Raw genomic sequence first — 26,078 nt, 5'->3', positions numbered from 1 at the left:
TTAGATTGTCATTGAAAACAACTGAGCATCAGGCTTTTTTCTTTGTAATAACAAATCAAAAGCCATACATATATTTCTAATAAAAGGTTTCCCTTTTTCTGTTACATTTATTTTTTTTACTTCAAACTGAAGTAATCCATCTAATTCAAATTCCTTTAATTTAATAAGTATATCAGGCAACTCTTCAAATACTAATGCGTCATCTTTCCAATTGGTTTCAAAATTACACATCAAATTAAGAATATGCTTTCTAATTACTAAATCTTCTGTATTAAGAATATGACCTTTAAATACAGGAATAATATCTTTATCTAACAAGCTATAATATTCTTCATTAGACTTTACGTTTTGAGCAAAGCCATACCAACTATCACTAATAGATGACACTCCTAACCCAATCATGGCTAATGTTTTTGAAGCTGTATACCCCATAAAATTACGATGCAGCTTTTTGTTTTTTAAAGCCTTGTAAAGTGAATCGCTTTTTAACGCAAAATGATCCATCCCAATTTCTACATAACCTGCATTTTCAAAACATTGTTTTCCTGTTTCGTATTGTTGACGCTTAGATTCTGGCGTAGGTAAATCATTATCACTAAAACCACGTTGCCCGTTTCCTTTTATCCAAGGCACATGCGCATAACTGTAAAATGCAATACGATCTGGCATTAATGCTCTCGTTTTATTGATGGTTTCAATAACATCTGCTTCAGTTTGAAACGGCAATCCAAAAATAATATCGTGACCTACTGAAGTATACCCAATTTTACGAGCCAAATCTGTAGCACGTTTTACGTTTTCGAAAGGTTGTACGCGATTAATTGCTTTTTGAATACTAAGATTATAATCCTGAACCCCATAACTAACACGTCTAAATCCTAAATCGTATAAGGTTTGAAGATGTTCTTCTGTGGTGTTGTTAGGGTGACCTTCAAAACTAAATTCATAATTCTCTGCTAAATCTGCATTAACTAAAAGTTCTGATATTAAAAATTTAAGATGCTCTGGTGAGAAAAATGTTGGTGTACCACCTCCTAAATGCAATTCTTTAATTCTTGGTTTACTTCCTAATAACTTAAGATATAAACTCCACTCTTTTAAAACAGCTTTAATATAAGGCGACTCTACTTCATGTCGCTTAGTGATGCGTTTATGGCAACCACAAAAGGTGCATAAACTTTCACAAAAAGGTAAATGAATATATAAACTTAAGCCTTCAGAATTATTACTTTCTTCAAAAGAACGTTTTAAAGAATCTTTCCATTTCGCTAAAGAAAATGTACCCGAATCCCAATAAGGAACTGTTGGATAGCTTGTATAACGTGGACCTGCAACATTATACTTATTAATTAACGATTGGCTCATTTTACTCAGAAATTTATGAAGCAAAATTAGATATTTAATTGCTTAGAAATTATGATAATTATCATGATAGAGAAAACATAACACCAAGAATCCTTATAGTTCTTGCTTTACTGCTTATAACTACTTAACTTTACTAGAAATAAAAATTAGTCATGAAAAATACAAAATTATTTTCGTTATTATTTATTCTTACTTTAGGATTAACATCATGTAAAGAAGAAAAAAAAGAAGCTAAAACGGAGCCTACTGAAACGGTAGAAAACGCTGTTAAGTATGTCATTAAACCTACAGGAACTTCTGTAAAATGGACTGCTTATAAAACAACAGATAAGTTACCTGTTGGAGGAGAATTTGCTACTTTAAATTTTGATGCTAAAGAGGGGGCGACACCAGAAGAAGCTTTAAATAATTTAGAATTTTCAATTCCTATTAGTAATTTACTAACCAAAGATGCATCTAGAGATGCAAAAATTAAAGCATCTTTCTTTGGAGCTATGTTAGACACTGAATTTATCAAAGGAACTATAAAATATGTAGATAATGCTTATGTAGCATCTATTACTATGAATGGTGTTACTGCAGATTTACCTTTAGACGTTAGCATTACAGATGAAAGACGAGTGAGCTTAAAAGGAACAATGCAATTGAAAAATTGGGATGCTTTAGGAGCGTTAGAATCATTAAACAAAGTATGTTTTGACCTTCATAAAGGTGCTGATGGTGTTAGTAAAACTTGGGAAGATGTTGCTATTGAAGTCAATACTTTTTTAAGAGAGAACTAAAACTCATTGACTCACCTACGTTTTTAAAAACGTATGCTTAACTCTATCAAATGAATTAATATTATTTTTGATTGAGTTCTAAAAACATTTCTTACTTCATTAATTTGGGCTTGCTGTTAAATTATATTTAATATCAAGCCCAAATTTTTTTGTATTAAATATATGTAATGCAGTTATAATATTAACGCAACATAAAATTAGAACTATCATGAAAAATTTAAAATTCATTACACTCGCACTTACCATTCTATTTGCAACCGCTTGTAAAGACAAACCAAAAAACACCGATAAGGTTACTAAAACAGAAGCAGCAAAAGAGACTTCAATTTCTAAAAAAAGTTTATCCATAGCATTAGACCCAAAAAGCGGTAGTAATGTTGAAGGAACAATTAATTTTTCTGAAGAAAACGGAACAGTTAGCATGGTTGGGACCATTACAGGTTTAGAAGAAGGTAAACACGCTATTCATATTCACGAAAAAGCAGATTGCTCTGCCAATGACGGAACATCATCTGGAGGTCACTGGAATCCTACAGCACAACCACACGGCGCTTGGGGAGATGAAGCTGGTTATCACAAAGGAGACATAGGTAATCTTACTGCTAATTCTGACGGAAAAGCTACCATAACCAAAACTACAGATGAGTGGTGTATTGGTTGTGAAGACGACACAAAAAACATATTAGGAAAAGCTGTTATAGTACACATTGGTGTAGATGATTTAAAATCACAACCATCAGGTGATGCAGGCACACGTATTGGTTGTGCTGGAATTATAAAATAATTGTATTACATTTACAATAGCTAAATAACAACTCATTGTTAGAACAATTGCGGTGTACTCTTCCCCTTCTGCAAAAATTTCTAAGTAAAAATCCACTTATTAAATGGAATTAGAATTACTGGTAAAACAGTTTCAAAATAAAAACCACTTGGCTTTCGAAAAGCTATATGGCATGTATAGCAAAAGTATACATGGTGTCGTTTATAATATTATAAAGGATACGGCTATTGCAGATGAAATTATGCAAGATGTATTTATAAAAGCATGGAATAAATCAGAGACATACTCTTCTAAAAAGGGACGTTTTTTTACGTGGATACTCAATATTGCTCGTAATGCTGCTATTGATAAAACACGCTCTAAAGCTTTTAAACAAAAGAAACAAAACCTTAGTGCAGATTATTTCGTAGATATCATAGCCAGCCATGATAACTTAGACAACAGTACGGATGCCATTGGTATTAAAAAATTTGTAACGGAATTAGGTGACAAATGTAAAGCAGTCATAGAACTACTTTACTTTAAAGGATTCACTCAAAAAGAAGCTTCGGAAGAATTACAAATGCCAATTGGTACTATTAAAACAAGAAACCGGAACTGTATTCAACAATTAAGAGATATGGTATTGTAATATGGATATAAAAGCATACATAGAATCAGGTATTTTGGAGCTATACGTAGCCGGTAAATTATCTGAAGACGAAAATCTAGAGATCAATAAACTCTTGCAACAACACCCAAAGTTGTTACAAGAAGTTTTAGAAATAGAAAGTGCTGTTATAAAATTAACAGCCGCTGCATCACCTAAAGCAAAAGGATTTGAGGATATAAAAAATAGAATTACTGCTAACGAAACTAAAGTTGTAGAGCTACAGCCAAGAAAAACCAATTGGATTTCTTACACAGGTTGGGCAGCATCTATTTTATTAGCAACAGGATTATTCTGGTCACTTAATCAGAAATCAGAATTAGAGCAAGAAATACAAACCGTAGATATAGAAAATCGTTATTTAGAAATACAAATAGAAGCTGCTAAAACAGATTTAGCTACAACTAAAAACTTACTAGATGTAATTAGAGATAAAGATATTATATCAGTACCACTTGGTGGTCAAGGTAATTTTGCTTCTAGTTTCGCAAAAGTTTATTGGAACAAATCTAATAATACAATTTATTTAGATGCTGAAGGATTACCTGAAGCACCTGAAGGAAAAGTATGGCAAGTATGGTCATTAACATTAAATCCGTTAACGCCAACGAGCTTAGGAACTATTGATGATTTTAATACCGATGATAATAAAATCTTCACCATCATAAACGCTAACGAAAGTCAAGCTTTTGGTATTACATTAGAACCTGAAGGTGGAAGTGAATCTCCTACAATGGAGCAATTACACACTCTTGGTGTTGTAGATGTAAGTCCGTCGTAAACATATTTTAAAATTATAAATTAATTAAAACCACCTTGTGAAAACTTGGTGGTTTTTTTATTGATTAATTATAAGGTCACAATTAGAAAAAAAGAATACTGTTATGCACCCAAGTACACTTTTCTTCTAATTTTCAAGCTATTTCTTAAGTTGAAACCATCTATTTAAAAACTATCTTAATTTAATATCATAAAAAAACAACACACAAACCATTGATAAATAGATAATTAATAAATTATTATTCAATTAATTAAATTTTAACAAAACCACTATTCTTATTTTTTCGTAGGTAGAGCAGAGACAAAATAAATAATTAACTAAATCTCAAAAATTATGAAAAAAACAAAAATTTTAATCGCAACAGCAGTATTAGGTTTTGCCACATTCGTTGCCATTGCAGCAGATCATATAGATGCACCTGCAGTACAAGGAGGCACAAGTGACATTACAGATTTTTATGCCTTTAGAGGTGAAGATCAATCTAACTTAGTTTTAGTAGCTAACGTACAAGGGCTATTAACACCTGGAGCAACAAGTAGTGCTTCTTTTGATGAAAACGTTTTATTAGAATTTAATATTGATACTGATGGCGATAACGTTGAAGATTTAGTTATACAAGCAACTCCAAGAGATGGTAAAATGTATTTCTTTGGACCAACGGCTCCATCACAAACAGGTTTAAACAGTTCTATTATGTCAACATCGGCTAATGCAGGTATCGTTGATATTACAAATTATGGTGAAACAGCAATTATTGAAGAATTTGCTGGAATGAAATACTTTGCTGGACCAAGAGATGATCCTTTCTTTTTCGATTTCAACAAGTATACTGAAATTATTGCTGGTGATGCTTCTGGTTTTGATAATCCTGGTGACGATACATTTGCAGGAAGTAATGTATTATCTGTAGTTGTTGAAGTACCAAAATCTATGATAGGAACCTCTGGCACTATTAATACATGGGTAGAATCTAAGAGAAAGCAATAAATCTAAAATAGATTTAACGCATAACATTAAAACAATATTAATTTAAAAAAATAGTCACATTATAACATCTGTATAGAAATTAAACATGTTATAATTGATTGAAATAACCTTAAAAAATAACAAGATGAAAATCAATAATATAAAATTATTTGCTGTTGCAATTTTAGCGTCTATGACGGCTTTTAACTGTAGCAATGACGATGACAATACAACCGAACCAGAAGGACTTAACTTTACAGGAACATATGTACAAGAAGACCAAATGGGGCGACCTGCAATTAACACGGTATTTGTAAATGATGGTATGAAAGATACTTTTAACACCACAATCCCTTCAGATATGAGTGCTGCTTTTCAAAGCGCATTTCAAACTAAATTAGAAACTTTAAGTCCTGCTTACGATCCTGCATCTCCAGATGATGCTAATGCTTTAGGGTTTACTGCTGCACAATTTACAAGTGTATTAGCTACAGATGTACTTACGGTATCATTAGATGCACCAACAACATTTTTTGACGGAACTAACATATTAACTGGTAGAAATTTAACAGATGATGTTATCGATGTAGAATTAATACTAATCTTTGGTGGAGAAGAAGGACTAACTAATCCAGAATTCCCAGGTTTAACAAGCGATAATGTAGCTTCTAACGACAAAGACTTTTTAACTTCTTTCCCTTACCTAGCGTCTCCTTGGTAAATAAATTTTTAGTAGACTAAAATGAGATTAATGACATCTCATTTTAGTTTATTTGCAAATGCATAACACACAATAATAAAATCTCAAAAACAAATTATTATGCACATTAAAAACATCCTTCCCCTATTTTTATTGGCAACAATGCTGAGTTGCAATACTAAAACAGTTACAAAAGTATCAGATTACAACCAATACCTATCCACTAACATTAATACTCCTGATCTATTAGAAGACGTTAACTTTTGGACCAATAAAATTGAAAATAGTTCAAGCTCTTACTCTTATTTAATAAGTAGAGCGAATGCCAACACAAAAGTATTTAATATCACAGGAGAAATTAACTATTTAATTGAAGCTGAAAAAGATTTACTTGTCGCTAATACCATTGTTAAAGATACTGATGCTGGACTTCTAAAAAACCTAGCAGGTAATTATATTTCACAACACCGCTTTAAAGAAGCCTTAGCTTTGTTAAAAAAGGCAGAAGCTAATGGTAAAAAATTGAATGGCACAAAAAAGATGCTGTTCGATGTTCATTTAGAATTAGGAAACTACATCTATGCAGAAGCTTATTTAGATGAAATAAAAAACAATTCAAACTTTGATTACCTCATCCGTTTATCAAAATTAGAGGATCATAAAGGTAATCTTGATGGAGCTATTGAAAACATGGAAAAAGCCATGGCAATAGCAGAATCATCAAATACTAAAAGAATGAAACTTTGGTCTTATACTAATATTGCAGATTTTTATGGTCATGCAGGTGAAATAGAAAAATCATACACTTACTATTTAAAATCTTTAGAGCTAGATCCTAATAATGCCTATGCAAAAAAAGGAATTGCTTGGATCGTTTATTCTTATGAAAACAACCCAAAAGAAGCTTTAAACATTTTAAACCATATTACTACTTATCATAATTCACCAGATTATGATTTACTAAAGGCAGAAATCGCTGAATATAAAAATGATGAAACCTTAAAATCACAATCATTAAAAAATTATTTAGCCGCCACTAACAACAAATTGTATGGTGAGATGTATAACAAGTATAGCGCTCTACTTTTTACTGATGATTTAGCAATGCCAGATCGTGCATTAGAAATAGCAAAAAAAGAAATCGAAAATAGAGCAACACCGCAATCTTATGACTTATTAGCATGGAGCTATTTTAAGAAAGGTGATATAGCTAAAGCAAACGACATAATTGAAGAGTTTGTAATCGGTAAAACATTTGAACCTTCTGTTTTATACCATGTAGCAGAGATTTATAAAGCTGCGGGTAAAACAGAGAAAATTCAACCTATAAAAGAAGAATTATTAGCGAGCCTTTATGAATTAGGCCCATTAATGGAACAAAAAATAAACCAATTATAAACCAACCTTTACCTATCAATTATGAAACAAATCTTAACATTAACTATTTTATGCTGCTTCTCATTAGTCACGAGGGCACAAAATTTAAAAGGAATAGTACAAAACGAACTCAACCAGCCCTTAGAAGCTGCATACATATACAACCAGAGTACAGAAAGTCACGCCCACTCTACAGAAAATGGAGTGTTTTTAATAAAAGACACCAAAGTAGGAGATTCTTTAAGAATTGGGTTATTAGGTTATAAAACAAGAATTATTAGATTAGAATCTTCTGTGAATTTTAAAATTACACTTAAAGAAAAAGCATTTCAATTAGATGAAATGATGATTACGGAAGAATTAAATACCGTAAGTACAATTTCTAGATTAGATCTAAATATTACACCTGTAAATTCTACTCAAGAAGTTTTAAGAAAAGTACCAGGTTTATTTATTGGTCAGCATGCCGGAGGCGGAAAAGCAGAACAATTATTTTTACGTGGTTTTGATATCGATCACGGAACCGATGTTTCTATTTCTGTAGATGGAATGCCTGTAAATATGGTTTCTCATGCACACGGTCAAGGTTATAGTGACTTACACTTTGTAATCCCAGAAACTGTAAATAAAATTGATTTCGGAAAAGGTGCTTATTATGCACAAGAAGGAGATTTCAATACTGCAGGTTATGTTAACTTTAAAACGAAAGACTATTTAAAAGAAAGTGAAATTTCTTTTACAGTAGGTCAATTCAACACCATGAGAACTGTAGGTTTATTTGATCTTTTAGAAAGCTCTAAAAATCAAAATGCTTATGTCGCTTTAGAATATATAAACACTGATGGCCCTTTTGAATCGCCTCAGAATTTTAACAGACTTAACCTATTTGGTAAATACGTTGTATTTTCTCCAGAAAATGACAAATTAACTTTAACAGCTTCTCATTTTACGAGTCGTTGGGATGCTTCAGGTCAAATTCCACAGCGTGAAGTTGACAACGGAAACATTACACGTTTTGGTGCTATTGATGATACTGAAGGAGGACAAACACAACGTACCAATCTTAATGTAACTTACGATAAATATATTGATGATAATACCAAGTTAAGCACTAATGCTTTTTACTCTCATTATGCTTTTGAATTGTATTCAAACTTTACCTTCTTTTTAGAAGACCCAATTAATGGAGATCAAATTTTTCAAAAAGAAGATCGAAATATTTTTGGTGTCAATACAACAATTACACACAATACTAATTTTGGTGATACTGAACTAACATTAACGTCTGGTATTGGCTTAAGACATGATATTTCTGATGATGTAGAATTATCTAGAACCCTAAACAGAAGTACAACTTTAGAGAATATTCAGTTAGGAGATATTAACCAAACTAATATTGATGCTTTCGTAAATGCTGAATTCGAATTCGGAAAATTTAAAGTAGCACCAGCGTTACGTGTAGACTATTTTAAGTTTATGTACAACGATGCTCTTCAAACTAATTATGCAACCTTATCTGAGACTAAAACAATTTTAAGTCCTAAGTTAAATTTCTTCTATAACGCTCAAGATAATTTACAATTATATCTTAAGTCAGGATTAGGTTTTCACTCTAACGATACAAGAGTTGTTGTAGCCAATGGAGGTGAAGATATTTTACCACGTTCTTACGGAGCTGATTTAGGAACCGTATGGAAACCATTCCCTAAGTTAGTAGTAAACTCTGCACTTTGGTATTTATTTTTAGAACAAGAATTTGTTTATGTAGGTGATGCTGGTATTGTAGAACCAAGTGGTAAAACAAGACGTTTTGGCTTAGATTTAGGTTTACGTTACCAGTTAACAGATTGGTTATTTTTAGATACAGATGCTACACTTACCAATGCAAGAAGTATTGATGAAGCAGATGGACAAGATTACATTCCTTTAGCACCAGATTTCACTTTAGTAGGTGGTTTATCTGTAGATGATCTTAATGGTTTTTCAGGAGGCTTACGCTTTAGATATTTAGATGATAGAGCTGCTAATGAAGATAATTCTATTGTCGCTGAAGGTTATATGGTAACAGATTTTAATGTGAATTACAGTTTTAATAAAGTTACACTAGGACTTGCTATAGAAAATCTTTTTGATGTAGAATGGAATGAAACACAATTCGCTACAGAATCTCGTTTACAAGGCGAAGCACAATCTGTTGAAGAAATACATTTTACTCCTGGTACACCTTTCTTTATAAAAGGAACAGTTAGCTACCGATTTTAAAAACTTTCAACGCTTAATTTGTGGGGAAGCAGATTAAGTATTGTTGATTGATAGCTAACAAAAAAGATTGATCTGTGTTTGAGATTGATCAAATCATGAAGTTTTCATGATGTTTTTGAGTTTTTTTGTTGGTGAAACACCTGCTCGAAAGAGTGGGTGTTTTTTTTATTATTATTTCTAATTTGAATAGCAATGAACGCTTATAGAACCTTTGAGTTTATTCCAAAAAAAAAGACCATCCGTAAAGATGGTCTTTTAAATATTATATAATGTTTTAGCTTAAAACATATCTCTACCTGAAAAATGGAAAGCACCTTCAATGGCTGCATTTTCATCACTATCACTTCCGTGAGCTGCATTTTCTCCAATAGAAGCTGCATATAACTTACGGATCGTACCTTCAGCTGCATCATCAGGATTTGTAGCACCAATTAAAGTTCTAAAATCTTCAACTGCGTTATCTTTTTCTAAGATAGCTGCAACGATAGGACCACGAGTCATATATTCAACTAACTCTCCAAAAAATGGACGTTCGTTATGTATTGCGTAAAATTCCTCAGCATCAGCTTTAGTCATTTGCGTTAATTTCATCGCTACGATTCTAAAACCTGAAGCTGTAATTTTTTCTAATATTGCGCCAATGTGTCCTTTTTCAACAGCATCAGGCTTTAACATTGTAAATGTTCTGTTAGTTGCCATGTATCTTTTTTTTAATATGGTGCAAAAGTAATGTAATTTACAGAATAAGCAAGCATCAATACTTCTGCGTTAATTCGTTAAGTTTTATATTATTTCCGCCTCTCATTTCCATTTCAATTTCTTTAGTTTTAAAATTAAAATGTAAAACTCCAAAGCTAATTTCAGAAACAACATTTCCTATTCTGTAAACATTTGGTTCGCCTAAAAATTTACTATAAGCATACGTTAAATCGTTTAATATAAAATCTACCAAATGATATGCCTTTAGCTTTAGAAGCTACTATTAAGGATTCTAAACGACTGACTTCATGAGGAAAACTCCCTAAGTTCCAAACCCATATTCATTATATAAAATTGAATACTACTTACTATAATATTAAAATCTGCGCCTGAAGTTTTTAATTCATTTTCTACCCCCTGGATCAGATAATTGTTTATCATAATCGGATTTCAATTTCACTATATTATCCGTATCAGAGGACACATTATATCTGTACGAAATCAAAATACTTAGTTGGTATTCTAAAATAAAAACTCACAATAAATTGATAATATTTTGCTTATTACAAAACCAAATACAATTGTATAATCTACATTATGATTTACAACATTAGCCTTTAGCTTCGTTTTTATATCCGATGACTTACAAATAACAGAACAATAATGACACTTAAAACACGAATAAAATGATTCTTAATAATGTTAATTTTTAACAAAATTAATTTAAAATAAAGCAAGGTGTTTATACGATATATTATTAAATTGTATCTTCGCATTCTATGATCACAAACCAAATTCCAGAAATAAAAGCCTTATTAAGTACACCTAAAAACATCGTTATTGTACCGCATAGAAATCCTGATGGAGATGCTATGGGTTCTACTTTAGCTTTGTGTCATTACTTAAAATTATATAACCATAATGCTGTAATTATTGCACCTAATGATTATCCTGATTTTTTAAAATGGTTGCCAGGTGACGATTCTGTTTTAAAATTTGAAACGCAACAACAAGAAAGCAATAAACTTATAAATGATGCCGACTTAATTTTTACATTAGACTTTAATGCTTTTCATCGTGCTGGAAATCTTATGGCTGAAGCTTTAGAAAAAGCGACTGCAACAATGATTATGATAGATCACCATCAACAGCCAGATAATTATGCTAAATACACGTATTCAGATGTAAGCATGTCTTCAACTTGTGAAATGGTTTATAATTTTATTGAAATGCTTGGAGATGCTGAAAAAATTAATGCCGATATAGCAACGTGTCTATACGTTGGTATTATGACAGATACAGGCTCTTTTCGTTTTCCTGCAACCACGAGCAGAACTCACGAAGTTATCGGAAACTTAATTGCAAAAGGAGCTGATAATTCTCAAATCCATAATAATACATTCGACACCAATAGTTATAGCCGCTTACAGTTATTAGGAAGAGCACTTCAAAATTTAAAAGTGATTCCAGAATTACGTACAGCTTACATTACATTATCTCAGGCAGAACTGGACGAATTCAACTTTAAAAAAGGAGATACAGAAGGGTTTGTAAATTATGCCTTATCATTAAAAGGTATTATTTTTGCCGCTATTTTTATAGAAAGCCATCAAGATAAAATCATAAAAATATCATTACGTAGTAAAGGTGAGTTTTCTGTGAACGAATTTTCTAGAGCACATTTCCATGGAGGTGGTCATACCAACGCAGCAGGAGGACGTAGTGATGATGATATGCAAACTACTATAAGTAAATTTATTAGTATATTACCGCAGTATAAAAACGATTTAGCCCAATAAATCCACCTAATTAATTGCAAATAAAATGTTTTAACATGAAAAACCTACATATAATAGCTATCCTAACTCTATTATGTTTCAGTTGCAAATCTCCAGAAGCTAGATTGCCAGAATCTGTACAATCGGGTTCATTTTTAAAAGCCTCTGTAGAACGAAACAAAAAGCTTAATGAGCTAGAACACAAACAAATTTCAGATATTATAAAGAGTAATCCAGACAAAGAATATTTCGCTTCAGAAAGTGGTTTTTGGTATCATTACAATACTAAAATTGAAAAAGACACCATACAACCAGAATTTGGAGATCTTATCCATTTTTCTTTTAATGTATCTACTATTGAAGGAGACCAAATTTACGCCAACAGTTCTAGAACATATGTAATGGATAAAGAAGAATTGTTTACAGGTCTGCGCGAAGGTTTAAAATTATTAAAACCTACTGAAACAGCAACTTTTATATTTCCTTCCCAAAAAGCTTTTGGGTATTACGGAGATGAAAATAAAATAGGAACCAACGTTCCTCTAATTTGTGAAGTAACTTTAAACACTATAACTCAAAAAAATGATTAAAAAAGCACTTACTGTATTTGTTGTATTAATAGTATTGGTAAATATTTCTTGCCAAGAACGCTATTCGGATTTAGGAGACGGAATTTATGCCGAATTTATAACCTCTAAAGACACAATGGTTGCAAAACTATTTTATGATCAAGCACCTGTAACGGTTGCTAATTTTGTTGCATTGGCAGAAGGAGATCACCCTTTATTAGGAGATGAATTTAAAGGAAAGCCTTATTATGATGGATTAACATTTCACCGTGTTATGAATGATTTTATGATTCAAGGTGGAGATCCTACAGGAACAGGTTCTGGAGATCCGGGATACAAGTTTGAAGATGAACTTGTAGACAGTTTAAGACATGACAAACCTGGTATGCTATCTATGGCTAACTCTGGCGCTAACTCTAACGGAAGTCAATTTTTCATTACAGAAAAAGCAACACCATGGTTAGATGGTTTTGATGCTAGCGGAAATTTAAAAGATTGTTCTAATCCAAGAGTATCATGTCATGCTGTATTTGGAGAATTAGTAAAAGGTTTAAACGTATTAGATACAATTTCGAATGTAAAAGTTCAGCCTGGATCTAACAAACCATTAGAAGATGTGGTGATTACAAAATTAAATATTATTAGAATTGGTACTGCAGCAAAAAAGTTTGATGCACCTAAAGTATTTACAGAAGAATTACCTAAAATTAAGGAAAGAGCTGCAGCTGCAAAACTTGACGCTGAGAAAAAAGCTGAAGAAGCTAAATTAGCTGCTAAAGCTAAAGCTGAAGTTGCAAAAACTGAATTCTTAAAAAAGAACGAAGAATTAAAAGGTAGAAAAATTGAATCTCCTACAGGAATGGCTATGATCTTTACTTACGAAGCAGATGGTGTAAAACCAGCTTCTACTGATCGTGTAAACATTGATTGTGCTGGGTATTTAGAAAATGGAGATCTTTTCTGGACGACTTTAAAAGAAGTTGCTGAGAAAAACGGCAAATATGACGAAAGACAAGATAAAGCTGGTCGTTATGTTCCTTTTGATATGCAATACAACGAAACTGCTACTTTAATTGCTGGTTTTAAAGAAGCAATGCTTAACATGAAAATTGGAGATAAAGCAAGAGTATTTATTCCTTACTATTTAGGTTATGGAGAAAGAGGAAATCCTCCAGTGATTCCTGCTAGTGCCAACCTTATTTTTGATATTGAATTGGTAAGCATTAAATAATACTTACTATAACATAAAAAAGCAGCTATAATTTATAGCTGCTTTTTTTATGAAATAAAATCAATAAGAAAATTATCTTATTAATTTATAAAACCTATGCTTTAGGAATATGTTCTAATATCTCTAAAACAAATTTCCAATATTTCTGTGCTGAAGAAATCTGAGCACGCTCATCTGGAGAATGCGCTCCTTTAATATTAGGACCAAAACTAATCATATCCATTTCCGGATAATTAGTTCCTAAAATTCCACACTCTAATCCTGCGTGGCAAGCTGCAACGTGAGGTTTAGCACCATTATTTAAACGCTCGTAAATTGGTACCATTTCTTTTAAAATAGCAGAATCCATATTTGGAGCCCAACCCGGATAATCGCCAGAAAGTTCTACTTCACAACCTGTCAATTCAAAAGTTGCACGTAACATATTGGCTAAATCATCTTTAGTACTTTCTACAGAACTACGTGTTAAACAACCAATTTTAATAGCGCCATCTTTCACTATAACTCTTGCAATGTTATTAGACGTTTCTACCAAACCTTCAATATCCGGGCTCATACGGTAAACACCATTATGCGCAGCATATATCGCTCTAGTTAAACCTTCTTGCACTCCTAAATCCATGATTTTTTCTGGAGTTTCTGTTTTAGAAACAACAACCTCTAAATCAGGTTCCATTGTTTTAAATTCAAACTTAAGCATTTCGGCTTTCGCTTTCATTTCGGCTTCAAAAGCATCTTCATGTACAGAATCTACCGCTACAATTGCATTACTTTCTCTTGGAATAGCATTTCTTAAACTACCACCATCAATTTCAGAAATACGAAGTCCATAATCTTCAAAACCATCAAACAGTAAACGGTTCATTAATTTATTAGCATTTCCTAAACCTTCATGAATTTGCATTCCTGAATGTCCTCCTTGCAACCCTTTTACGGTTATTGTATACCCAATTTTAAACTCTGGAGTTTCTTCTTCATTATACTCGCGTGTTGCCGTAACATCTATTCCTCCTGCACAACCAACTCCTATTTCGTCATCTTCTTCTGTATCTAAGTTTAAAAGAATTTCACCTTTAAGTAAACCTCCTTTTAAACCTTGAGCGCCTGTCATTCCTGTTTCTTCATCAATAGTAAACAAAGCTTCTAATGCAGGATGCGCAATAGTATCACTTTCTAAGATAGCCATAATCGTTGCAACTCCTAAACCGTTATCTGCACCAAGTGTTGTTCCTTTTGCTTTTACCCAGTCTCCATCAACAAACATTTCAATACCTTGCTCATCAAAATTAAAAACGGTATCGTTATTCTTTTGATGTACCATATCTAAATGCGATTGCATTACTATCGCCTTACGGTCTTCCATTCCTTTAGATGCAGGCTTACGGATAATTACATTTCCAACCTCATCGACTAACGTTTCCAAACCTAAACTCTCACCAAAATCCTTCATAAATTTAATGACACGCTCTTCCTTTTTAGAAGGTCTTGGCACCGCATTTAAATCTGCGAATTTATTCCATAATACTTTTGGCTCTAAGGCTCTTATTTCTGAACTCATAAATCTTATTTTTAGATATACAAAGGTACAAAATACGTTTATCTCTTTATTGAGATTCTAAACTTGTTTCTCTCATATAAAATAATTAGTCAGTCCATTCTTTTTCCTATTTTTGATACATGCGAAAAAACATAAAACTTATCCTTGTTATTTTCTTCGGAATTCAATTGTTATTCTTATCGCAATTGAAGCATTATCCCGAATTTATTGAACAATTTTACAGCAACGGACTTTATGTGTTTTTATCAAAATTATCACGTTATATTTCTGGATGGATTCCTTTTTCTGTTGGTGATCTATTTTACACTTTTGGAGGCATTTACATTATAAAATGGTTAATTACAAACCGAAAACGCATTATTAAAGACACAAAAAACTGGCTTTTAGATGTTGGTTCTACTTTATCTATTGCCTATTTTGCCTTTCACATACTTTGGGCTTTTAATTATTACCGTCAACCGCTCTACAAATCTTTAAATCTTGAAGCTGAATATTCTACCGAGCAATTAATATCCTTTACAAAACGTTTAATTGAAAAGTCGAATCAATTACAATTTCAATTGGTTAAAAATGATACTTTAAAAGTTGAATCTCCATATACTAAACCTGAAATTTTTAATAAAGTAGAAAATGGCTATAAATCGTTAGCTAAAGTTTATCCACATCTTGAATATAACCCCGTAAGTATTAAAAAATCAATTTACAGTTTACCTTTAACCTACATGGGATTTTCGGGATATATAAACCCATTTACAAATGAAGCTCAAGTCAACGGATTAATTTCCACTTATAAATATCCAACAACATCTTGCCACGAAGTAGCACATCAATTAGGTTACGCAGCAGAAAACGAAGCTAATTTTATTGGTAGTTTAGCGGCTATACATAATGATGATTTATATTTTAAATATTCGGGGTATACCTTTGCGCTTCGGTATTGTTTAGGCGAAATTTTTAGACGCGATCCAGAAGTTTATGCTACAATTTTGCCATCTATAAACAAAGGTATTCTTATAAATTACCAAGAGTCTCAAGATTTTTGGAAATCTTACGAAAACCCTATCGAGCCTATTTTTGAAAAAACATTCGATAATTTCTTAAAAGCGAATAATCAATCTGCAGGCATGAAAAGTTATAGCTATGTTGTTGCACTTTTAGTGAATTATTATGAAGATAAAAGCTTATAAATAATAAAACTGAGTGTTTTTAAACAAATTAAGCAAAGTTCTAAAAATGTTAAAACCTTTAGATTACAAGAACTGAAACGCTTAAATTCCTATATTTAAAATTCTAACAAAACCAGCCACAATATGATTAAAGTACATTTACGGCTGCTCATTTTCATGTGCAGTTTTTCATTATTTGCACAAGATTACTTTCCTAGTAATACTGGAGTAATAGCCAAAAACACTAACTATACGGCTTTTACTAATGCAACAATTCACGTATCACCAACCGAAACTATTGACAACGCTACACTTCTTATTAAAGATGGAAAAGTGGTTAGCGTAGGGAAATCTGTAAATATTCCTAAAAACACAACTAAAATAGATCTTTCAGGAAAAACGATTTACCCTTCTTTTATTGATTTACATACCACATTTGGTGTCGAAAAACCCAAACGAGGTGGTAACGGACCACAATATGGCCCGAGCAGAAGTGGTTTTTATTGGAATGACCACATTATGCCAGAACAAGACGTAATGACGAGTTTTAAATACGATGAAAAAACAGCAACCGAATTACAAAAATTAGGTTTTGGAGTGGTAAATACACATATGCCAGATGGTGTTGTTCGTGGTACAGGAGCTTTAATTGCTCTGAATAATAATGCAGATAATTCTATGCGAATTATAGATAGCAAAGCATCGCAGCATTTATCATTCAGCAAAAGTGTGAAGTCACAACAACGTTATCCTTCTTCTATTATGGGAAGTATGGCCTTATTACGCCAGATGTATAGTGATGCCAAATGGTACGAAGCAGGCCACATTGACACTAAAGATTTGTCTCTAGAAGCTTTAAATGCCCATAAAAACTTACTTCAAATTTTTGAAGCAGGCAGCAGAGCAAACTTAATGCGAGCTGACAAAGTGGGTGATGCATTTAATATTCAATACACTATTCTTGGTGGTGGTGATGAATATGAACGTATTGATGAAGTTAAGGGCACAAATGCTACAATTATTTTACCTATCAATTTTAAACTCGCTTATGATGTTGACGATCCATTTTTAGCAAGCACATTAACGTTAAGTGATATGCGTGCTTGGAATCAGGAACCACACAATCCAGGATTATTAGCAGAAAACGGAATTAAATTTGCTTTAACAACACACGGATTAAAATCTACTAAATCATTTTCTTCTAACTTAATAAAAGCGATTGAAAGTGGATTATCTAAACAAAAAGCACTTGAGGCATTAACTACAGTTCCTGCTGCATTATTAGGGAAATCTGATCTTTTAGGAACTTTAAAAACAGGAAGTTACGCTAATTTCTTAATTACAGATGGTGATATTTTTGAAAAGAAAACAAAGCTTTATGAAAATTGGGTACAAGGAGAAGCAAATATTCTTGAAGATATAAATACTAAAGATATTGATGGAGATTACACCTTTAAACTTGCAGGAAGTGATTTTAAGCTATCCATCTCTGGAAGTACAAGTAAGCCTAAAGCTAAACTTGAAAGCAATGACAAAAATTTAGGCACAAAAATCAATTATTCAGACGATTGGCTAAATCTTACATTTAAAACAACTGATAGTACTAAAAATGAATATACTAGAGTTGTCGCTAAAATTACGAATCTAAAAACCTTAAATGGAAAAGCAATATTACCAGATGGTAATGAAATTTCTTTTGTTGCCCTTAAAAAAGATAAAGAAGCAGCAGACAAAAAAGGGGCTAAAGCAAAGAAGGATGAAACTGTTAACAAAGCTTCAATGTACCCTATAACATATCCTAATTTAGCTTATGGATTTACAGAACAACCAAAATCTGAAACTTTACTATTTAAAAACGCGACCGTTTGGACCAATGAAAAAGAGGGGGTTTTAGAAAATACAGATGTTTTAATTAAAGACGGAAAGATTTCAAAAATAGGTAAAGATCTTTCTAGTAGAAATGCAAAAGTTATTGATGCTACAGGAAAACACATTACTGCAGGTATCATTGATGAGCACTCGCATATTGCAACTTCATCTATAAACGAAGGTGGTCAGAATTCTTCTGCAGAAGTAACGATTGAAGATGTTTTAGACGAAAAAGACATTAATATTTATCGCAATTTAGCAGGTGGCGTAACTTCTATTCAAGTTTTACATGGTTCAGCAAATCCTATTGGAGGTCGCTCTGCTATTATTAAATTAAAATGGGGAGAAACAGCAAATGGTTTAATTTATGATGATTCACCTAAGTTTATAAAATTTGCTTTAGGAGAAAACGTAAAACAATCTCGCTATAGCACCAATGCACGTTTTCCTCAATCTCGTATGGGTGTAGAACAAGTTTTTATTGATTATTTTACACGAGCCAAAGCTTATGATGCATTAAAGAAAAGCGACAAACCTTATAGATACGATGCAGAAATGGAGACACTTGCCGAAATTTTAAACGGTGAGCGTTTTATTTCATGTCATTCTTACGTACAAAGTGAAATTAATATGTTGATGAAAGTTGCAGATCAATTCGATTTTAAAATCAATACTTTCACACACATTCTTGAAGGTTATAAAGTAGCAGATAAAATGAAAGCTCATGGCGCAGGCGGATCTACATTTAGTGATTGGTGGGCTTATAAATACGAAGTAAATGATGCTATTCCGTACAATGCTGCCATTATGCATAACGCAGGGATTACAGTAGCAATTAATAGTGATGATCCTGAAATGTCTCGCCGATTAAACCAAGAAGCTGCTAAATCTGTAAAATACGGAGGCGTTAGTGAAGAAGAGGCTTGGAAATTTGTGACTTTAAATCCGGCAAAACTTTTACATCTTGATAACAGAGTTGGTAGTCTTAAAGTAGGAAAAGATGCTGATGTGGTTTTATGGACAGACCACCCATTATCTATCTATGCTAAAGCTGAAAAAACAATTATTGAAGGTGTTACCTATTTTGATTTAGAAAAAGATATGCAAATGCGAGACGCTATTAAAAAAGAAAAAAGTGAGCTTATTAATTTGATGCTTCAAGATAAAAACAAAGGTGTAAAAACGCAACCTATTAAGAAAAAAGAGCATCACGATTTACATTGTGACTCTATGGATTCTCACAACTAAAACTATTTAAAAATGAAAAACTTAAATAAAATAAACACCTTATTGTTTTTGTTGTGTATCTCATTAGGATTCGCACAACAAACACCAGCACCAAAGCAAACTAAAGATTTTGCTATTGTTGGAGCCACAGCTCATATAGGAAATGGTACGGTTATAGAAAATAGCATTATTGTAGTCAGTAATGGTAAAATTATAACCATAGGACCTGAGGCTTCTACGCCACTGACCAAACAAGCTATGGATATTATTGATGGAAAAGGCAAGCATGTTTACCCCGGATTTATTGTTGCAAATGGAACCTTAGGATTAGTAGAAGTAGATGCCGTAAAAGCCTCTAATGACTTATCTGAAATGGGAACTTTTAATCCACATATAAGGAGTATTATTGCCTATAATACGGAATCTAAAGTCACAGAATCTATGCGACCAAATGGTGTATTGCTTGGGCAAGTTGTACCGAGAGGTGGACGAATTTCAGGAACCTCATCTGTAGTGCAATATGATGCTTGGAACTGGGAAGATGCAGCCATTAAATTAGATGAGGGTATTCACATTAATTGGCCAAGTACATTTAGACGTGGCCGCAGATGGTTGGGAGAAGATCCAGGTTTAAAACCGAATGACGATTACGCCAAACAAGTTAAAGAACTAAACGATTACTTTAACGAATCTAAAAGCTATAACAACGGTAGTAAAGCCGAACGTCATTTACCTTATGAAGCTATGGCTGGTTTGTTTGATGGTTCTAAACATCTATACATCAATGCCAATGATGAAAAAGCCATTACAGATGCTGTAAACTTTGCAAAATCTCAAAATGTGGCTCATATCACTATTGTTGGTGCTTATCAATCTGGAAATTTAGCTGAGTTTTTAAAACAAAATGAGGTATCTGTATTTTTAAGACGTGTACACTCTAGACCTGAATTAGAAGATGACGATTATGACTTACCTTACAAATTGGCAAAAAAACTAGTCGACGCTGGTGTTTTAGTCGCTTTAGAACCGAGCGGACAAATGGAACGTATGAATTCTCGAAATCTTCCGTTTTATGCAGGTACAACGGTTGCTCATGGCTTAACTAAGGCACAAGCTTTACAACTCATTACAGAAAACCCTGCAAAAATAATGGGTATAGATGATTTATACGGAATTTTAGAAGTTGGAAAAAGTGCTACTCTTTTTATAAGTGAAGGTGACGCGCTAGATATGCGAACCAATATTTTAACCAAAGCATTTATAGATGGTAGAGAGCTAAGTTTAGAAACACACCAAACGGAACTTTGGAAACGCTATTCTGAGAAACCTAGTCAAGTAGATTAATAAAAAAAAGCGGGCCAAATGGCTCGCTTTTTTTATGCTTTATAAATATTAATATTACTAATCTATAACCTTAGCACTTTCTGGTTTTGAAAACATTGATTTATCTAATGTTTTTTCAGAAAGCATTACATCTGTAAATTCAACTGTATTTCTTTTTTCAGTTGGCAAGTTGTTTTCAACGTTATACCAATCTATACTTTTAGGTATCACTAAACCATTAACACTTTGCCAATTATTATATCTGATAAAATGAAAATCTGGATTTCCTTCTGCTTTTCCAAAAGTAACCGTATAAGCCAACCATTGCATTTGGCCTGTTTCTGCATCATAAAAAATCTTATACTGATCGTCTGAAGACTCTCCTACTCCAGCTTCAAAAGAAATTAGAATTCCTGGATATGTTTTTCCTTCAAAAACTAATGGCTCCGTTTCTTTATAAGACACTCCATCATCACCAAAAACGAAAGGCATTCCGTAGAAATAAAACATTAAACCTTTATAAAATTGAGGTTTTCCTTTATATGCATTACCATCTTTTTCATTAATCCAAAGGGTTTCACCATCAAATCCTTGTGTATATGTTGGTGTGTCTATTAATTCTGCTCTAGTTTTTAAATCTTTGGTCGTCTTTTCTATTCCTGTAGGTTTTGTTATAGAAAAAGAAAGCGTTTCCATTTTATTCCAAGTATCAATACCACCATGTGCATCAAAAACTTTAGTTATAGATTCTGGATAGATACTTGTGCTCACATCTTCTGTTGTCATTTTTTCAACTTCAACAGACTTTGTTGCATCTTGTTTTGTTTCATTTTTGCAAGCCATTGCAAATACAGCTAAAAGGAATACGTAAATTGTTTTTTTCATAATAGAGTTTTAAGTTGACGTCTTTGACGAAATTTATTTTAAAGCATTACAAAAAAAGCCTCAAGAATTACTTGAAGCTTTTCATTTAAAATAAGTTTTCAACCTAATTAATCCACAATTAACTTTTGAATCATTACAGAATTCTCAACAGTCAACGTTACAAAGTACAAGCCACTTTCTAAACTAGAAATATCTAAAATCGAAGAATTTCCTTCAAAATTAACAGGTTTCAAAATTGCTTTTCCTTGAATGTTGTAAATATTTACGCTTCCAGTTTCAAAATTAGACGATGCCAATTGAATGGTGACGTTTTCTTTTGCTGGATTAGGAAAGAGACTAAAACTATTACTATCAAAACCATTTACAGATAAGGTTTCTACAAATTCAGTTTGAAACGTATTGGTGATAATAGGTTCATTAAAATCGAAATAAATAGCTGCTGTATTTTCAATGACATCACCAATAGCATAACCTGTATTTGGTTTTATTTTAAAATACACATAACCATTACTGCCTGCTTCATCATCTTGTTCTGCTGGTAAGTTGATGTTATCAAAATTCCATTCTAGATTACGATCTGTTCTCGTAACCACATAGTTATGACTTGAACGTAACATATGAAAAGTCGATTCATCTAATTGTGTATCTAAAACATCTTCAATTCTAACATTGATAGCTTCTGCTGTACCCACATTTTGAAAACGAATGGTGTAATACAAATATTCATCTGATGCTGCAAAATCATCAAACAAAATATCTTTTCCATGGGATTCCATTTTATCGTTAGGATCGTAAGAACCGATGACTTCTTCGGTAACAGAAGATTCATTGTTCTCTGAAACTATATCATTCGAAGACGTTGTATACGTTGCCGTGGTGGTAACTAAATCACCAAGGTTCGCAGAGGTTGCAGTTTGTAAATTTACATTCACAATTATCGTTTGTTGAGGTAATAAATTAACAAAATCGAGACTAAAACCATCGGCATTTAGTGTAGTTGTATAATTACTATTTGTACTTATATAACTGATACTAAGATTTGAATCTAAGCTATAATTAATAGTACCTGAAGTTGTTGTTAAACCTAAATTTTGTATTATTAAATAGTTAGTATGTGCAAAACCTGGTCTTGGAGATTGTTCATTTATAAGATACACCGAAATATCTTCACAACTTTGCTCGTCTACAATTGGAAATTCTACAGCTATATCTTCTCCATTTAACACAGTGATATCTTGAAATGATGCTATAGAAACATCATAACAATCACTATATTCATCATAGAAATAATAATTGATATCAATAGTATCGGTGTCGTCATAACTCGCAATAGTAAAGTTTCCTGTAGAAGATGCTACTGCATTAATTATACCATCGTTATTGGCTTCATACGTAAAATAACCATTTGCATAATGGGTTTCATTTGAATCGAAAACAGTATTCTCGTTATCATCATAAAAAGCAGACACATTGATTAAGCCCACATCGTCACAGTTATTAAATGTTATGATAATGTCATCGGTAGAACTTGAGGAACATAAGTCATTATTTACAACAACACTATATGTGCCACTTTCCGTAACCGTCAGTGTAGCATTAGTTTCCTCCGGAATTAAAAAACCGTCAGAATACCATTGATAACTATTACCAAATTGTGTTGTTGCATCTAATTGATAAGCGTTTACACCGCATAAATTTTGATCAGTCCCTAAATCGATTTCAAAATCTGCCTTTAAAGATCCCGAATCAGGTTGACCAAAATTAGTTTGACTAATATATGTAGTCCCTTCCTGGTCGGAATAATTAGTGGTTAGAAGAATATAAATTTCATCTGATAATGCATTAGTAATCGTGAAGTTTTCTACTGAAGATACTGAATAACTACAATCGATAATATTTTGACATGAAGTACAACCTTCAACTATTTCGTCGCATGCATAATCTACCGAGTCAAAAGGCCCAAACAATACAAAATCAACATCTAAATTAGTGCCTTCAGTGCTTAACTGACTAATTTCAATTTCAATAGCTCCGTCATCATCAATTTGAAGAATATTCCAAGATGGGTTTGGTGCTGAAGCTAAACAAGACATACTATAAGAACTCGGTACTCCTGTAATATTAGGTGTTGTAATTTCATTACCATTAGAGCAAAATGCTACTGCACTTTCACATACAGTATTTGCAACGGCCTCTTTTATACACAATTCAAAAGTAGAGGTTTCGGACACCATATCTGCCGAGAAAACTCTTACATAATATGTGTTTCCAATAATTAAATTTTGAGCAACAATAGATGTACTTTCAGAACAACTTAATTCTGTCAATGCTCCACAAGTTCCCTCGAATAGTGTTAGGTTTAAATTATAGGTCCCTCCTGCTATATTTTGGATTAAAATATTTTGTATTTCAGATAAAGCTGTAAAAGAAAACCAGACATCGTCGTTTGGTACTCCAGGACAATTGTAATTTGAAACACCAGAATCCGTAGCTAAATTTATAGTACCAGAAGTTAAAACATCACAAGATATTCCACTATTAACAGGTACAACAATCGCCGCACCACATTCGTCATTAGAAGGAGGGCAACCTAAAACTTGAATGATTGAGCTATTGACACTACAAGTTTCATCTTGGTCATTGTCCACGGTAACAATTACATCAACTAAAAAAGGAAAAGGACCTATTTGATACACTCCTGTTGCTGTTACAGACGTTGTTTCTTCATTATTATTATTTGAAATTGTTAGTGAAGTGGCATCACCCAAACTCGTCACATCTACATCGATTAAAAATTGCTCTCCATTTTCACAATCATTAACCGCTTCAAATGTCACTCCTGGATTAATGCATGTAGCACAAGAAACCGTATAATTAATACCTTGTGACACACTAGAATTACTACTTTGGCAACTCCAAGAAGCATCCGAATTAATATAAAATGAAATGGAATCTCCTGTAGATTGAAAGGTAAGTCCACCGATATCACCTCCGTTTCCGTAATTTTCATCTTCTGCGGCATAACCTGGAAATGGTACACCATTAGAATCTAATACCACTAACTCATCCCATGCAGTTTCTACACTACCAGAATTAAAGGTTAAATTAAGTGGCGTACCATCTGCACTTGTGTAAGTAAGTATGATTGGATCTGTTGCCCCACCATCACCGTAACAGTAATCTTGAGTAAGTGAACCGTCTCCAACACAATCTATCACTATATTTGTTTGAAGTGCTGTTGCGAATGTAAACGGTCCTGCAAAGTTTGAATTTTCTTCGCCACATACCGATTGTACATAATAATCGTATTCAGTATTATTAGTTAAGTCTGTTACACTATAAAATGTTTCAGTAAGCCCATTAATCATGGTTCCTGTTCCTAGTGTAAAGCCTGCAACGCCATATTCTATATTCCACGAGGTTGCTGTTCCTTGTTCTTCCCAGCTTATATCTGCCGAAGTAAAGTTTAAATTATTAGCATTAAGCGCTATGGGCTCAAAACAAGTAATCAAATTTCTCACTCTAAAATTATCGACAAATACTTCTACATCTTCAATATCATCGATTTCGCCTTCTGAAGCTAATATTCCAAATTGAACGATCTCACCACTATAAGCTGTTAAATCTATAATGGGATGTTCACCTTCAACGGATACCTCTGAGTTTTCATCATAAGTTAATAGCGGTATCCATGTTGTACCACCATCATTGGTTAATAACAATTGAACCGTATCATCAGATCCCAACGTACCTGCAGTGGAATTACTATCCCATGCCATGATACCAAAATCAAAATCCACTTGAAAAGGACCACCTGACAAATCAAACTCTGGAGATAAAAGCCAATCACTTTTATTAGCTAAGTATAGGTTTATGCGATATGCACCACTTAATCCATTATTTAAAAATCCTTCTGCCAACCAAGATCCAGATCCTATATCCATAGGTCCAGATTCAGCATCTCCACTATCTGCTTCTTCCCAACATTCATTAGGTATTACAGAAAAGTCTTCATAATAATTTGGGGTAACGATATCACATTGCGCTGAAGCAATCATCGTAAAAAATATTGTAATAAAAAATAAAAGTAGTTTTTGTTTCATAATG

The 26,078-nt window shown here is 32.7% G+C and carries 20 protein-coding genes; 14 read left to right on the top strand and 6 right to left on the bottom strand.

Features of this window, described 5'->3' with window-relative positions:
• Positions 1–1,365: an oxygen-independent coproporphyrinogen III oxidase gene (hemN, locus tag H0I32_RS12895; protein ID WP_179313813.1), complete on the bottom strand. Its 1,365-nt coding sequence runs from the start codon at positions 1,363–1,365 to the stop codon at positions 1–3.
• A 152-nt stretch (positions 1,366–1,517) separates the two neighbouring features.
• Between hemN and H0I32_RS12890 the strand changes: the two genes are divergently transcribed.
• The 8 genes from H0I32_RS12890 to H0I32_RS12855 all read left to right on the top strand — a co-directional run bounded on the left by H0I32_RS12890 (position 1,518) and on the right by H0I32_RS12855 (position 9,666).
• On the top strand, positions 1,518–2,147 hold the full coding sequence (locus tag H0I32_RS12890) for a YceI family protein (RefSeq protein WP_173588087.1): 630 nt from the start codon (positions 1,518–1,520) through the stop codon (positions 2,145–2,147).
• Positions 2,148–2,355: 208 nt separating this feature from the next.
• Complete coding sequence (locus tag H0I32_RS12885; RefSeq protein ID WP_179313812.1) at positions 2,356–2,931, top strand: superoxide dismutase family protein; 576 nt, start codon at positions 2,356–2,358, stop codon at positions 2,929–2,931.
• 103 nt (positions 2,932–3,034) lie between these two features.
• The gene (locus H0I32_RS12880; RefSeq protein ID WP_173588085.1) at positions 3,035–3,562 is read left to right on the top strand and encodes an RNA polymerase sigma factor; all 528 of its coding nucleotides are present in this window, start codon (positions 3,035–3,037) and stop codon (positions 3,560–3,562) included.
• 1 nt (position 3,563) lies between these two features.
• Complete coding sequence (locus tag H0I32_RS12875; protein WP_179313811.1) at positions 3,564–4,361, top strand: anti-sigma factor domain-containing protein; 798 nt, start codon at positions 3,564–3,566, stop codon at positions 4,359–4,361.
• Between the two features lie 333 nt (positions 4,362–4,694).
• The gene (locus H0I32_RS12870; RefSeq protein WP_173588083.1) at positions 4,695–5,348 is read left to right on the top strand and encodes a DUF4331 family protein; all 654 of its coding nucleotides are present in this window, start codon (positions 4,695–4,697) and stop codon (positions 5,346–5,348) included.
• A gap of 124 nt (positions 5,349–5,472) precedes the next feature.
• On the top strand, positions 5,473–6,048 hold the full coding sequence (locus tag H0I32_RS12865) for a DUF4331 family protein (RefSeq protein ID WP_179313810.1): 576 nt from the start codon (positions 5,473–5,475) through the stop codon (positions 6,046–6,048).
• 99 nt (positions 6,049–6,147) lie between these two features.
• Positions 6,148–7,425, top strand: a complete 1,278-nt coding sequence (locus tag H0I32_RS12860; protein WP_179313809.1) for a tetratricopeptide repeat protein — start codon at positions 6,148–6,150, stop codon at positions 7,423–7,425.
• A gap of 21 nt (positions 7,426–7,446) precedes the next feature.
• Positions 7,447–9,666, top strand: a complete 2,220-nt coding sequence (locus H0I32_RS12855; protein ID WP_179313808.1) for a TonB-dependent receptor — start codon at positions 7,447–7,449, stop codon at positions 9,664–9,666.
• A 279-nt stretch (positions 9,667–9,945) separates the two neighbouring features.
• Here H0I32_RS12855 and H0I32_RS12850 read toward each other — a convergent pair whose 3' ends face one another.
• Both H0I32_RS12850 and H0I32_RS12845 read right to left on the bottom strand, forming a co-directional pair.
• A complete protein-coding gene (locus H0I32_RS12850; protein ID WP_173588079.1) occupies positions 9,946–10,365 on the bottom strand; it encodes a nucleoside-diphosphate kinase in 420 nt (139 codons plus the stop codon).
• A 55-nt stretch (positions 10,366–10,420) separates the two neighbouring features.
• On the bottom strand, positions 10,421–10,618 hold the full coding sequence (locus H0I32_RS12845; protein WP_179313807.1) for a hypothetical protein: 198 nt from the start codon (positions 10,616–10,618) through the stop codon (positions 10,421–10,423).
• Positions 10,619–11,144: 526 nt separating this feature from the next.
• Between H0I32_RS12845 and H0I32_RS12840 the strand changes: the two genes are divergently transcribed.
• The 3 genes from H0I32_RS12840 to H0I32_RS12830 are packed head-to-tail and all read left to right on the top strand — an operon-like array spanning position 11,145 to position 13,943.
• Complete coding sequence (locus H0I32_RS12840) at positions 11,145–12,164, top strand: DHH family phosphoesterase (protein ID WP_179313806.1); 1,020 nt, start codon at positions 11,145–11,147, stop codon at positions 12,162–12,164.
• Between the two features lie 35 nt (positions 12,165–12,199).
• On the top strand, positions 12,200–12,733 hold the full coding sequence (gldI, locus tag H0I32_RS12835) for a gliding motility-associated peptidyl-prolyl isomerase GldI (protein ID WP_179313805.1): 534 nt from the start codon (positions 12,200–12,202) through the stop codon (positions 12,731–12,733).
• On the top strand, positions 12,726–13,943 hold the full coding sequence (locus H0I32_RS12830) for a peptidylprolyl isomerase (protein ID WP_179313804.1): 1,218 nt from the start codon (positions 12,726–12,728) through the stop codon (positions 13,941–13,943). Before gldI ends, H0I32_RS12830 begins: the two co-directional genes overlap by 8 nt.
• 94 nt (positions 13,944–14,037) lie before the next feature.
• Here the strand turns inward: H0I32_RS12830 and H0I32_RS12825 are convergent, their stop codons facing one another.
• On the bottom strand, positions 14,038–15,501 hold the full coding sequence (locus H0I32_RS12825; protein ID WP_179313803.1) for an aminoacyl-histidine dipeptidase: 1,464 nt from the start codon (positions 15,499–15,501) through the stop codon (positions 14,038–14,040).
• A gap of 119 nt (positions 15,502–15,620) precedes the next feature.
• On the opposite strand from H0I32_RS12825, the gene H0I32_RS12820 reads away from it, so the two are divergent.
• The 3 genes from H0I32_RS12820 (at position 15,621) to H0I32_RS12810 (ending at position 21,107) form a co-directional block, all read left to right on the top strand.
• On the top strand, positions 15,621–16,688 hold the full coding sequence (locus tag H0I32_RS12820) for a DUF3810 domain-containing protein (RefSeq protein ID WP_179313802.1): 1,068 nt from the start codon (positions 15,621–15,623) through the stop codon (positions 16,686–16,688).
• A 123-nt stretch (positions 16,689–16,811) separates the two neighbouring features.
• The gene (locus H0I32_RS12815; RefSeq protein WP_246293606.1) at positions 16,812–19,784 is read left to right on the top strand and encodes an amidohydrolase family protein; all 2,973 of its coding nucleotides are present in this window, start codon (positions 16,812–16,814) and stop codon (positions 19,782–19,784) included.
• Positions 19,785–19,796: 12 nt separating this feature from the next.
• Positions 19,797–21,107 (top strand): amidohydrolase family protein, encoded by a 1,311-nt coding sequence (locus H0I32_RS12810; RefSeq protein WP_179313801.1) that lies wholly within the window; start codon positions 19,797–19,799, stop codon positions 21,105–21,107.
• Positions 21,108–21,164: 57 nt separating this feature from the next.
• Here the strand turns inward: H0I32_RS12810 and H0I32_RS12805 are convergent, their stop codons facing one another.
• Both H0I32_RS12805 and H0I32_RS12800 read right to left on the bottom strand, forming a co-directional pair.
• Positions 21,165–21,971: a DUF6503 family protein gene (locus H0I32_RS12805; protein WP_179313800.1), complete on the bottom strand. Its 807-nt coding sequence runs from the start codon at positions 21,969–21,971 to the stop codon at positions 21,165–21,167.
• Positions 21,972–22,078: 107 nt separating this feature from the next.
• Positions 22,079–26,074: a T9SS type A sorting domain-containing protein gene (locus H0I32_RS12800; RefSeq protein WP_179313799.1), complete on the bottom strand. Its 3,996-nt coding sequence runs from the start codon at positions 26,072–26,074 to the stop codon at positions 22,079–22,081.
• Positions 26,075–26,078: the final 4 nt, after the last annotated feature.

This window comes from Winogradskyella sp. HaHa_3_26, from assembly GCF_019278425.1.
In the GTDB taxonomy this organism is placed as follows: Bacteria; Bacteroidota; Bacteroidia; order Flavobacteriales; family Flavobacteriaceae; genus Winogradskyella; species Winogradskyella undariae.
This window is presented reverse-complemented; position numbering and strand designations above follow the sequence as displayed.